This window comes from Paenibacillus sp. FSL F4-0243, from assembly GCF_037963295.1.
Taxonomy (GTDB): Bacteria; Bacillota; Bacilli; order Paenibacillales; family Paenibacillaceae; genus Paenibacillus_AQ.
In genome coordinates this window covers 6,850,755-6,862,747 of record NZ_CP150151.1, presented here as the reverse complement: position 1 = coordinate 6,862,747, position 11,993 = coordinate 6,850,755, and the positions used below count along the sequence as shown (strand labels likewise).

Below are 11,993 nucleotides of genomic sequence, written 5' to 3'. Positions count from 1 at the left end.
TATAATGAGAGATATAGAGAAGAAAGGGGTGCAAAGATGAAAGGGCATACATTTTGGAGCGATTTAAAAAACTATAGGGTTCTGTTGCTGATGCTGGCTCCGGCGGTTGCTTTTTTTCTTTTGTTTGCCTATGTCCCAATGGCGGGCATTATTATTGCCTTCAAGCATTATGATTACGCGGGCGGTATTTTTGGAAGTGCCTGGAACGGGCTTGATAACTTCCGCTTTTTCTTTGAATCAGGAGATGCCTGGCGGGTAACACGGAATACAGCATTGTACAATATTGCATTCATCGTTGTAAATAACTCTTTGCAAATTTTTGCAGCCATTATGTTGTTTGAGGTCGGTGGCAAATGGTTCCGCAAAATTACGCAATCGGCGTTGTTTCTTCCCTACTTTATTTCATGGGTAGTTGTCGGCGCGATTGCCTATAACCTGCTCAATTATGATATTGGTACTGTGAACGCACTCCTTAGAGGGCTCGGGCTAGAACCTATTGATATTTACAATACGCCTGCCTACTGGCCGTATATCCTAGTTCTCGTTTCCGCCTGGAAAGGCCTTGGATACGGAACAGTAATGTACTTGGCAGCGATTACGGGCATAGATACTGAACAGTATGAGGCAGCTGAAATCGATGGCGCCAATATTTTTCAGCGGATCCGGAAAGTGACGATTCCAAATCTTTACCCGACGATTATTATTTTGGTGCTGCTGGCGGTCGGGAATATTTTCCGCGGTGATTTCGGGATGTTTTATAACATGATCGGTAATAACGGTTTGTTGTTCTCTTCGACGGACGTTATCGATACTTTCGTGTTCAGATCGCTGATTACTTCGAATGATATCGGCATGTCGGCTGCGGCTGGCGTTTTCCAGTCCGTTCTTGGCTTCGCAACGATCATGACTGTGAACTATGCTGTTCGCAAATACGATAAAGACCGCGCCTTATTCTAACCGCATCAGAGGTACAGTTTTCATAATGGAGGTAACGATATGAAGCAGCTCGATCGTAAAATATTCTCGGGTATTGGTTATGTATCCCTAATCTTTCTCGCAATTTTATGTATATTCCCGTTTATACTTGTCGTATCTTCGTCGCTGACGGAAGAGTCAAAAATATTAACAGATGGCTATCAATTTATACCTACGGCCTTCTCAACAGAAGCCTACAGCATTTTGTTTAAGTATCCCGACCAGATGATTCAAGCCTATATGGTGACCATAGGCGTTACTATAATAGGCACACTGTTTGGTTTGTTTCTGACTTCAATGACGGCTTATGCGCTTTCCAGAAAAGATTTTAAATGGCGTAATAAATTTTCATTCTTCTTTTTCTTTACAACTTTATTTAACGGCGGTCTGGTTCCTTGGTATCTGCTTATGGTCAATTACCTCCATATCAAAGATACATTGCTGGCTTTAGTAATTCCGATGATGCTCAACGTCTTCTACATCATTGTTATGAAGTCGTTTATGGGCAGCATTCCGGAAGCAATCGTAGAATCGGCTAAAATTGACGGTGCAGGCGATTTTAAGATCTACGCTCGTCTAATCTTGCCTCTCTCCAAGCCGGCGCTAGCGACTATTGGTTTGTTTCTGGCTCTTGCCTATTGGAACGATTGGTACAATGCCCTTCTATTTATTTCCGATGAGAAGCTGATGCCGCTTCAATATTATTTGTACAAAATGCTTGGCAATATGGATGGCATGCGAAAAGCCATGATGGGTGCAGGAGCAGTCGTAACCACATCGATCCCAAGCGAGAGCTTGAAGATGGCAATGACGGTTGTAGCTACAGGTCCGATTCTGCTCGCTTATCCATTCGTTCAGAGATATTTCGTTCAAGGCTTGACGATTGGCGCTGTGAAAGGATGAACCCGGGGAAATCCGGTTTATCAATATAATTAATACAAGGGGGAAGGCTTGAAATGCTGAGAAAAAATAGATTCATTATGCTCGCACTCGTTTTAACCTTCGTAATGATTTTGAGCGCATGTGGTGGTGGCAACAACAACGCCAATACACCCGCTAAGGCTACCAATAATGCCGCTGAGGTAACAAGTGAGCCTACAGAAACAGCGAGTGCAACGAATGCAGCCGAAACTTCAGATACCATAGACACCTCTAAAGAAGTAAAGTTGAAAATGATCTTCGTTGGGCCTAAACCGATAGACTATGATAGTGTTTTTGCTGAAATTAATAAGAAACTGAAAGAAAAAATTAATGCGACCCTTGAGGGCGAGTTCTTGGACTGGTCTGACTGGGCTCAAAAATATCCACTGAAGCTGGCAGCTAATGAAGATTTTGACCTCATCTATTCGGCAAACTGGGCCGGTTATAATGACCAGGCACTGAAAGGCGGATTTCTAGAATTAACCGATGAGCTAATTACCAAATATATGCCAAAAACTAAGGAAGCTATGTCAGATGTGAGCTGGGATCAGGCAAAAGTAAACGGCAAACTGTACATGGTTCCACAAAACAGAGGGGAATCTGTTGAAAAGCTGATTCTCTATCGTGAAGATTTGCGTAAGAAATACAATCTTCCCGAAATCAACAGCCCGGAAGCATATGCTACTTATTTGAAGACGATAGCAGAAAAGGAAAAAGGAATTACACCGTTCACTCCGGAAACGGGAGACTGGAAGTATCATAACTTGGACCGTGTATTATTGAAGCAGCAAAACGAATGGAATATGTTTGATCTAGATCTTCCATTTGCCTTCAAATTGACCGATGAAACAGGTAAAGTCTTTAACGTCTATGAAACGCAAGAGTTCAAAGATCTACTCGTGTATTACAAAGATCTCGCTGATAACAATGCTTGGTCGAAAAACGTTCTGAACAGTAAAAATGATCATCAGGCGGATTTTAAAGCAGGTAAAACCGCCTCGATTACGCATAATAACGGAACACTTGGAGCACTCATGGCTTTAATGCGCCAAGAAAATTCTCCTTATGAAGTAGCGTTGGCTGATATTAACCAAGGGAAGAAAAAATCAGTGGCGATTTCTACACAAAACGGTACGTCGATTCATGCGACTTCCAAAAATGTAGAACGTTCCTTGATGCTGATCGATCTGATGCAAAACGATAAAGAACTGCACGACCTGATGATGTACGGAATTAGTGGCGTGCACTATGAACCGGTTGGCGACACCAAATATAAAGCACTCGACAAAAATCCGAACTTTACCGGCTTCTCTAATTGGAACTTCAACTCGCCACTTAACCTTGACAATGAAGCATTCCCTCAAGAAGCTAACGATCTGGCTAAGGGCTGGGAAGCTAACGTCTACCACTATGCCCTTGAAACCTTTGTATTCGATAATAGCAAAGTGAAGACGGAAATTGCCAATGTGGGCAATGTAATGCTCCGCTATGCCATTCCGCTTGAGTACGGCGTAATTAAAGATATCGACAAAGGCCTTGCAGATTTGAACAAACAGCTGAAATCAGCTGGCATTGATAAAATCCAAGCTGAGCTGCAAGCGCAAATCGATGCTTTCTTAGCGAACAAGTAAGATACAGGATAAGGGAGGCCCAACAGTCATGAAATGGCTGTTGGGCCTCCCTGTTTTTTGAGATCGATTGTATATGAAGGCGCTATCGGACGCAGCCGAGCGGCGTATGAAGAGTTCTGATGTTGCATTTGTTTTAGTATGAGCTAGTATAATAAGGCAAGAAGCTCCCTCTCGGGAGCCTAAATAGCTTCAAGGGCATCATAAGCGGGCCATTAACTTCGGAAGATTGGAGAGAGAGATGAAAAATATATTGTATAAGTATATGAGTAAATTTACATCTCTTAACGAAGAGGATCAGCAGGATATTGTTGAGGGTATCCTTATAGAGGAATTTAAAAAGGGGACAGTGCTCCTTAGACAAGGAGATGTTCCCACAAAATGTTTTTTCGTGCTAAAAGGTTGTGTTAGGCAGTACTCGATAGATGAATCGGGAAAAGAAGTCACATCTAATTTCTACACAGAAGAGCAAGCGGCTTCGATTTTTAATCGGCATCAAGAAAGTAAGCCCTCTGCGTACACCTTAACCTGTCTAGAAGATAGCACATTGGTGGTTGGTGAACTTAATGCGGAACAAGACATGCTTCACAAACACTCGCAATTGGAAACGATGATCCGCAAAATGGTAGAGGAAAACTTAGGTGAGGTACAGGACGAATTAACTTCATTTATCGCTTCCAATCCTGAAGAACGTTACAAAGCTTTGTTGCGAAAAAGACCTCACTTACTCACTCGCGTACCTCAGCATCAATTGGCCAGCTATCTGGGGATGACACCAGAGTCATTAAGTAGAATCAAGAAGCGGGTTCATTCCAGTAATAACTAAAAAGAAAGTCATACAGTTTTGTGGAGTTTTCCTCCTCTAAGCAGCAGCCATATCCCAAAGCCTAGTTCTCCTACAATCATAGGAATAGTAAAAATATAATTTAATATTGTAATGACCCCTTCGTATTGTGGGAGAAATATTTTGCTTAGATGAATGATCATATAACCTATTGAAGCAAGCAGCAATAAGATGCCGATTACTTTAGGGATGATGCCAGATTTTAAAGCCACATATCCCACAATTAACAGATGCCCGCCAAAAACGACCAATCCCATAGACCAAATCAATTGAAATGCATCCAGAAATAACATTATAAATGCTTGAGTCTGTTCGATTTTTAATGAGGAAAAGTCGATTTTATTTCCCGTGAGCAGCAGCACAACTATCAAGTTAAGTATAGAGACTCCCAATATAGCGGAATAGGTTAGACGAAGCCAGGCGCCGAGTAATGATAGCTTTTGGTTAATCGGTTCTAGAAACACATAAAACGCCCAGGCGACCAGGATGTCAGTAATCATAATGATGATCCAACCCAAGATTTCACCTTTGAAAAGGTTAGTGGATGACACAAGGTTATTGAATGTGACGCTGGCATCGCCCTGAACAACAAGATTCCCATGGACAAAGCCATACGAAAAAAATGAGGCAAGGGTCATGATAATAAGTGAGATTCCAGCAGTTAAAGCGGACTTTCGCTGATTCGATAGATCTTTTTCTGAGATAGCCATAGATAGCCTCCTAAAGGACTTTTTATTTTCATTGTAATTAGGAGTAGTATGGCGGGCATTGACTTAAATCAAGAGTGCATCATCAGACAGAAAAAAATGCTTATTATCACAATAACGGAAGTTCATCCAGCCGTTCGTAAATCAACAATCCTTTCTCTTGCGCAACCTGTACCATTTCATCGGCACCCTGAGATGATCCTCCAACTCGAAGCACGGCATCACAGTAATTAAGCAGGCGAATGGAAGACGGATGGAAAATCCGGTTGAAAACGTCGTCTCCTAGATTAGTGGAACCGGCTGTAGCAATAAGAGGCAAAGCATACCACTCCCCCAGCACTGGCATATGCCCAGCCTCGTAAACTTGAAGAGCAATTTTATTCATGTATTTGACATTTTCCTCTATTAATACTGGATCATCATTGGTTCCAGAACGATAAGGGCCAGCGATAAGGATATGCAGCGGTTTCGATTTTACCTTCAAGAGACCTTGGATCTGAGCGTATTGGAGCAGCATTACCGTCTTAGCATCACGAATCTCGCCGCTTTGGACCATGTCAAGCGCTTGAGCAAACGGAAGTTCCACTACTTCAATATTTTCCTGTTCCTCCTCAAGTCCCCCGCCCGGACCTTTTGTCATGACATCACTATACTCAGCTACAAAGAAGTGAAGGGTTTCGGTAACGGATCCTGGTGACATATAGACCTCGCCAACTTTCTGCACTCGGTCGATATGGTATCCCGTCTCTTCCTCCGTTTCCCTCAGAATACTTTCTTCTGGTGTTTCTTTATCGAGTAGCCCCGCGCAGGTTTCGATAAGCATTCCAGTCACATTGCCGTTTAGATAAGTAGGCATTCGGAATTGTCTCGTAAGTACGATGGTTTGTTTGTGTCGATTATAGAGTAGAATGGTCGCTCCGTTGCCTCGGTCATACACTTCACGGGATTGTGTCTCCCATTGTCCATTTTCTTTTTCATACTTGAATGTGATCTTCTTTAAGATGTACCAGTTATCCGATAGAAGTTCCTCTTTTATGATCCGTACTCTTGGGTTGTAATACTGTGCCTTCATCTCATTTCCTCCCTAGAAAAATCCCATTTTCTTTAGTCATTTCGAGGGCTCCATGCTCCTGTAGAAGCCGATTGACGTGGTTTCGAAATTCGTCTATAGCCGCACCGACAAGTCGCTCTTTTGCGTTCATCGGGGTCGATATCATATATTCAATCAGGGGTTCAGCTTCGTCGACTAACAGACGGTCGTTGTAACGTAGTAACCGAAGATCGGAGAAGCAAGAAGACAGCAGGTCTCCTCCGTTACCCAGATTAAATCTTTTAATAGCTTGATCCAATACATGAAGGTCGGGGTCGAACGAGACCGCCAATTGTTCAATCTCTTGTAGGTGTTGAGTGCTCATTGTAGAGGTGCATATTATACCCCCTCGCTTTAGTACGCGGTGTATCTCGTGGATCGCTTTAGGGATGTCCGGCACGTGATACAGCATGTTGTTAGCGATAACCACATCGAAATGCTCATCGTGGAAGGGGATTTGTTGCGCGTCAACAGATAAGAGCTTAAACTGTGAACTTTTACTTCCTAAGCGGCAACGTGCTTCTTCTACCATCCCGCTCGAAATATCAGTAATTGTGATGCGCCAGCTACTTGGAATTCGTTCGGCGTTTCTTATCCAAAAGGTCCCATCGCCGCCGCCTAACTCTAGAATGTGGGCTCCAGGGTGCACCTCCAATTGTTCAAAGACCCAATTATGCCAGCCTTGTGGATTTGTACTGAACTTGTCATAAAGATGTATCCGCGATTGCAAGCGGCTCGCCGTCCGATACTGTTCCCCCCAATCTTGCTTACTCTGCAAGGTTTGAATAACATTTGCTAAGTGGTTCCAATCAGACCGATTGACCGACATTTGCATAGCATCTCGTATTGCATGAACTACATGCTCCGTATGAGTGATTTTTCTCTGTAGAACATCGAGCTGTGCTTGTAACGAATGTCTGATCTCCCCTATGGATAGCGACTCTGCATCTAAGATGTCTTTTATTTCTTGAAGTGATAGCCCTAAGTATTTCAACGTTTGAATTTGCTGCAATTTTTCTAGGTCTTTCATGTTATAAGATCTTATCGATCCCGCGTGATGATTTTCTGGAATTAGAAGCCCAATCTGATCGTAATATCGCAATGTCCTGACCGTTATTCCTGTACGCTTTGCAAGCTGCCCTGTAGTTAAATAGTACTCTTTGTACATCCTTTCCTCACATCCAATCGATTGCTCCAGCGTGTTGTTCTCAGTTAGTATAGCAGGTGACGTAACGTCACCTTCAAGCAAAATTTATGTATAAGAAACAGAGGGCAAGCACCCTGACAGCAGATGGCCTTTCAGAGCCCTCTTGGAAATAATCGGAGCAAATCAACAAGGGTGGAGATTTCGTTTTCCGGGCATGTTACTTAAAACATGTTAGGAGGGGATAAGGGATGTCCAGAAGAAACAGGAAATATGCAGTGCCGGGAGTCAATCGCGGGATGCAAACGTTTAAGGCCGAGGTGATGCGTCGCGAGGGTTATGATGTAGATCCGGAGCGGCCTGATGATGTGAAATATGAAGTCGCAAAAGAACTTGGTATTCCATTGGAACACGGTGAGAATGGACATTTGAGCACAGAATCAGTGGGTCAGATTGGTGGAAAAATTGGTGGATCGATGGTCCGCGAGATGGTTCGTCTCGCACAGCAGCAATTGGTGGATCAGGAAAGGGAGTAGCATTTTTTCTAAATCATAAAGTTGCAGAAAATATAGGAGGCGGCTTTAGTCCTGAATTGCCTGGGACTGAGACCGTTTTCTTTGTGTTTCCCAAAACAACCTAATTAATGGTAGAATTTTACCGATGTTCCACGGTATAGTGAAGAAGGCTATAACACCATTCAATTCTGTATTGGGAGAGGAATCGTCTGATGAATCAGAGGTATCGTAAACGCAACACAGCTGCTTTCACAGGGGTATCGTATTTTGCATTGGCTGCAGGTCTTTTTCTATTCTGTTTGGGGGTGTACAACGACGATTGGGAATTGAACGTGAAAGGGTATTATTTGCTTTGCATGGTGTTAATTACGATTAGCTGTATCGTTGTGCAAAAGGTCGTTAGAGACAATTCAGAGGATAAAGAAATTAAGCTAGAAAATCCGAAACACAGGATGAGAAATACAGGGGCTTTCACAATTATGGCTTTTGCAGGCTTGGTTATTGGGTATGTAATGTTCTTTATTGGTCTGTACAATGCTCCATTTCAATTGAATGTAAAGGGGTATTATATAGCTGTTATTCTGTTGATTTCATATAGCGCCGTTGGCGTTCAGAAAGTGACGAGAGATAACGCGGAGGACAAAGAGATTCTCGCCGAGCAAGATGCCAGAAGGGACATTCAAGGGTAAAGAGGGACCTAGATAAGGAGTAGTGAGATGAACTTTTTAAAAGAAAATCTTTTTTGGCAGTATCCAGTAAACACTTTTTCTATTACAGATGAGAAGATTGAAATTATAACTGAGCCTAATACGGATTTTTGGCAACGCACCTATTATGGGTTCAGGAACGATAATGCACCTGCGCTGCTAATGAAGACGGATGAGAAATACTTTTCTTTTATAGTGAAAACTGATTTTGACAGCGCTCATAGATTTGACCAGTGTGGAGTAATTGTCTATCAGGACAGTGACAATTGGTTCAAGGCATCGATTGAATATGAGAATGAAGAATATCAAAGATTGGGTAGTGTGGTTACGAATCATGGATATTCAGACTGGGCAACAACAGATCTCGACGCAACAATAAAAACAATGTATTACAGATTAAGTAGACGTGAGAGTGACTTCTGTGTTGAAAATTCTCTTGATGGGATTACATTTAAGCAGATGCGTATTTTTCATTTGTTTGAAGGGAGTGAGCATATCAACTTTGGTTTATATGCTTGTAGCCCAGAGGATTCGTCATTTAAAGCAACATTTACAGAAATAGAAATCACAGAATGTCAGTGGTTGGAACATAAATAAAGTTAAGGAACTAAGATTAAGCTAAAGGAGCCTCGTGAGTAGTGACGAAGCTCCTTTTTATTTTAAAATCTTTGTATGTTAAAAAAGTTTTGAGTGAACTAACTAGGTTCGCGTAGACACTCTTTTTTTAAATAAGCAGCAAAGCTCTTGATATTCATCCGTATATGCCGATTATTTCCCTCGAGCTTACTCATCATGATGCCGCCTTCCATGATGGAAAGGGAGAAGGTAGCTAGTGCCTCAATGTCGAGATCTGCTTTGAATTCACCACTTTGTACACCTTCAGAAATGATTTTCTTTTTGGATTCCAGTGTGCCTATTAGGGCTTGCTGGGCTTTTTCACGCAAGCCTGGATGACTGTCGTCGCTTTCAATAGCCGTGTTGAGGAGCGGACACCCTCCAATAAAGGGTGGCGCTTCAACTACTTTCTCGTACACATGTAAATAAGCTAATAGCTTGCCAGAGGCCGTTTCTTGCTGACTAATGGCATGAGCTAGTTGGGCCCCCACAATACTACCCGCATAGCTAAAGGCTTCATATGCAATCTCATTCTTACTGGAAAAATGACGATAAATGCCACCTTTCTTAATGCCTGTCAATTCTGTTATATCAGATAAGGATGAGCCCGAATATCCTTTCTGGTTAAACAGTTCAGCGGCTTTAGCTATGATGTAATTGCGAGTCTTCTCACCCTTTTCCATTGTCATCCTCCGCCCTTAATTGTATATGTACACGTAGTATATCAAATGAAATTATTCTGTTGCAAAGAAAAGCATCTATGCTATTATAAAAGATACCAATCGGTATCTTTTATAATAGACAGGGGTGGAAACCATAATGGAAACGACATGGTTTAAGGAATCCAGGTATGCATGGATTGGATTAGGATCTCTCTGGGTTATTGGATTTATTGGTGCATTGACTCGCTTCAGCTTGTCTTTTTTTCAGGTGCAAATATCGACGGATTTACAGATTAGCAGGGGATTCATCTCAATGGCATGGTCCACCAATTTATTCATCGTAGCCGTATGCGCGCCTTTGGGGGGCTGGCTCGTGGATCGTTATGGCACAAAGAAGATACTAATGTTAAGTGCAATCATGAGTACTTTGGGTACTGGTATTGTCGTGTTAGGCCACCATCCTATTGTCTTTTTTATTGGATACGGTGTTATCTCTGGTTTGGCAGGTATTGGGGCGACGACAAATTATATATTGATGTTTGAATGGTTTCGGCATCATCGGGCTAAGGCAATGGCCTTGCTGGCGAGTGCCTCTTCTGTAGGGTTAGCGATTATTACACCCATTTTCGTATCCATGGACTGGCTGACTTGGAAAAACGCTTTTATGGCTTCTTTTATCCTAGGTGTTTGTGTAACACTTCCCGTAATTTGGTTAGGAATTAAGAGTTCACAACAGAAAAATACGGAGAGAGCTCCTTCGGATCGTTCAATAGAAGTCGAAGGTCAAGATACATCACCTAGAGTAACTCCACCGTCCAAAAAATTTATTTCTCTTCCTATCTTTGTCGTAGTCGCGATTGCGCTGTTCACCTGCGGTATCAATATGGGATCCGTCGAGATGAATTTGGTAGCCATACATCAGTTGGCAGATGTATCACCAAGCATGATCGCCTTATCTATGAGCATCCTTGGTATTATGGAAATCACGGGGGCACTCATTTGCGGCTATTTTCTGGACCGATACAATAAATTAATGATGATGTCTCTATTGTATGGCATTCGTATTATAGGTTTTGCTTTCCTCTTTATGCACTTGGGAAGTTCACCTATTCTTTTTGCTATAGCGTTCGGAATTACCTACTTAAGTGCATTACCAGGTGGAATGCTTGTCATTAATGAGTTTGCAAAGGGTAAAGGAAAACATACCGGTGTTCTACTTCTCATGCACCAGGGCGGCGGTATAGTAGGTGTATTAATCGGAGGCCTATCCTTCGATTATTTTGGGAATTATCAGAACTTAATTGTAGTTGATGTTATAATCTGTATCCTCGTAACGCTAGGGTACTTCGGATTATTCACGACACATAGAAGGAATCTTCGGATTCAAAATAAGAAGGTTGCAGTAAGTGAGGCACTTTGACTTAGATATGGAGGGATGTAAATATAACTGCGTGCATAATTGGCTATCTTGTCCTTCATATTATAGAGGGTACTCATCTAAGAACAAAGGAGAATATAATTTGCAGCAGCAACCACAGTTAGGAAGTATAACGATGGGCGGACAGCAGCTAGGTCATGGCGCTCACGAAATGTTCGATGTGCACGAGGTATTGTCCTGCCAGATCAATTTACTGGACCAGTTCATGATGTTCAGAACCTTTGTACAGGATCAAGAGCTATTGTCTATCTTGGATCGGCAGTACAATTTCATGCTGGATCAGTACAACTTGACCTGCCAATGCTTTAAGACAGGGCAAAAGCCAAGCCAGGAAACGGCTACCTATCTTATCCCGAATATGACACAGCCGGTTTACGGCCTCCAACCGGCCCCGCCCAAGAAGCCTAACTCGTCACTGGCGGATGTGAAAGATGCGGGCGTCAGCGGGTATATGCTGGGTCTAATCAAATCCCATGCCTCACTGCTGGCCATGTCTTCACCGGAAGTGACGAACCCAGCGTTGCGTCGGGTGCTGGCTTCACAGGTGCAGCATTTTATTGAAATGGGATATGAGTTGTTCCTATATCAGAACAAACATGCCTATTATCAGGTTCCGCAGCTTCAGGTTTCAGTAATACAGCAGATGCTGGATGCCTATGTTCCCGCTGCCGGATCTCCTCAGATGCCCGTAAATAACTAGGGCGCTGACCATTCTAACTGTAGAAGACCCGACTCGCTTGTTGTTGA

General features: G+C 42.6%; 13 protein-coding genes and 1 pseudogene. 10 read left to right on the top strand and 4 right to left on the bottom strand.

Annotation, left to right across the window (positions count from 1 at the left end):
• Positions 1 to 36: 36 nt before the first annotated feature.
• The 4 genes from NSS87_RS30405 (at position 37) to NSS87_RS30390 (ending at position 4,350) form a co-directional block, all read left to right on the top strand.
• On the top strand, positions 37 to 957 hold the full coding sequence (locus NSS87_RS30405; RefSeq protein WP_042192982.1) for an ABC transporter permease subunit: 921 nt from the start codon (positions 37 to 39) through the stop codon (positions 955 to 957).
• 39 nt (positions 958 to 996) lie between these two features.
• Positions 997 to 1,878, top strand: coding sequence for a carbohydrate ABC transporter permease (locus NSS87_RS30400; RefSeq protein ID WP_076285013.1), 882 nt, complete (start codon positions 997 to 999; stop codon positions 1,876 to 1,878).
• 53 nt (positions 1,879 to 1,931) lie between these two features.
• Positions 1,932 to 3,527 carry an ABC transporter substrate-binding protein gene (locus NSS87_RS30395; RefSeq protein ID WP_042192978.1) on the top strand — a complete coding sequence of 532 codons (1,596 nt, stop codon included), beginning with the start codon at positions 1,932 to 1,934 and terminating at the stop codon, positions 3,525 to 3,527.
• 238 nt (positions 3,528 to 3,765) lie between these two features.
• Complete coding sequence (locus NSS87_RS30390; protein ID WP_339244089.1) at positions 3,766 to 4,350, top strand: Crp/Fnr family transcriptional regulator; 585 nt, start codon at positions 3,766 to 3,768, stop codon at positions 4,348 to 4,350.
• An 8-nt stretch (positions 4,351 to 4,358) separates the two neighbouring features.
• Here NSS87_RS30390 and NSS87_RS30385 read toward each other — a convergent pair whose 3' ends face one another.
• The 3 genes from NSS87_RS30385 to NSS87_RS30375 form a co-directional block, all read right to left on the bottom strand.
• Positions 4,359 to 5,078, bottom strand: coding sequence for a DUF4386 domain-containing protein (locus NSS87_RS30385; protein WP_339244087.1), 720 nt, complete (start codon positions 5,076 to 5,078; stop codon positions 4,359 to 4,361).
• 106 nt (positions 5,079 to 5,184) lie between these two features.
• On the bottom strand, positions 5,185 to 6,147 hold the full coding sequence (nudK, locus tag NSS87_RS30380) for a GDP-mannose pyrophosphatase NudK (RefSeq protein WP_339244085.1): 963 nt from the start codon (positions 6,145 to 6,147) through the stop codon (positions 5,185 to 5,187).
• 1 nt (position 6,148) lies between these two features.
• Positions 6,149 to 7,333, bottom strand: a complete 1,185-nt coding sequence (locus tag NSS87_RS30375; RefSeq protein ID WP_339244083.1) for a MerR family transcriptional regulator — start codon at positions 7,331 to 7,333, stop codon at positions 6,149 to 6,151.
• Between the two features lie 227 nt (positions 7,334 to 7,560).
• Here NSS87_RS30375 and NSS87_RS30370 point away from each other — a divergent pair, with 227 nt between their 5' ends.
• The 4 genes and pseudogenes from NSS87_RS30370 to NSS87_RS30355 all read left to right on the top strand — a co-directional run bounded on the left by NSS87_RS30370 (position 7,561) and on the right by NSS87_RS30355 (position 9,128).
• A complete protein-coding gene (locus NSS87_RS30370; protein ID WP_339244082.1) occupies positions 7,561 to 7,845 on the top strand; it encodes an alpha/beta-type small acid-soluble spore protein in 285 nt (94 codons plus the stop codon).
• 191 nt (positions 7,846 to 8,036) lie between these two features.
• A pseudogene (locus NSS87_RS30365) lies at positions 8,037 to 8,252 on the top strand (YiaA/YiaB family inner membrane protein); the annotation flags it as partial.
• A gap of 24 nt (positions 8,253 to 8,276) precedes the next feature.
• Complete coding sequence (locus NSS87_RS30360; protein ID WP_306035596.1) at positions 8,277 to 8,513, top strand: YiaA/YiaB family inner membrane protein; 237 nt, start codon at positions 8,277 to 8,279, stop codon at positions 8,511 to 8,513.
• A gap of 27 nt (positions 8,514 to 8,540) precedes the next feature.
• The gene (locus tag NSS87_RS30355; protein ID WP_339244080.1) at positions 8,541 to 9,128 is read left to right on the top strand and encodes a DUF1349 domain-containing protein; all 588 of its coding nucleotides are present in this window, start codon (positions 8,541 to 8,543) and stop codon (positions 9,126 to 9,128) included.
• A gap of 98 nt (positions 9,129 to 9,226) precedes the next feature.
• On the opposite strand, the gene NSS87_RS30350 is transcribed toward NSS87_RS30355, so the two are convergent.
• The gene (locus NSS87_RS30350) at positions 9,227 to 9,829 is read right to left on the bottom strand and encodes a TetR/AcrR family transcriptional regulator (protein ID WP_042192964.1); all 603 of its coding nucleotides are present in this window, start codon (positions 9,827 to 9,829) and stop codon (positions 9,227 to 9,229) included.
• Between the two features lie 136 nt (positions 9,830 to 9,965).
• Between NSS87_RS30350 and NSS87_RS30345 the strand changes: the two genes are divergently transcribed.
• Together NSS87_RS30345 and NSS87_RS30340 are read left to right on the top strand one after the other, a co-directional pair.
• Complete coding sequence (locus NSS87_RS30345; protein WP_339244079.1) at positions 9,966 to 11,228, top strand: MFS transporter; 1,263 nt, start codon at positions 9,966 to 9,968, stop codon at positions 11,226 to 11,228.
• Positions 11,229 to 11,361: 133 nt separating this feature from the next.
• Positions 11,362 to 11,946 (top strand): spore coat protein, encoded by a 585-nt coding sequence (locus tag NSS87_RS30340; RefSeq protein WP_042194715.1) that lies wholly within the window; start codon positions 11,362 to 11,364, stop codon positions 11,944 to 11,946.
• The last annotated feature ends 47 nt before the right edge of the window (positions 11,947 to 11,993 follow it).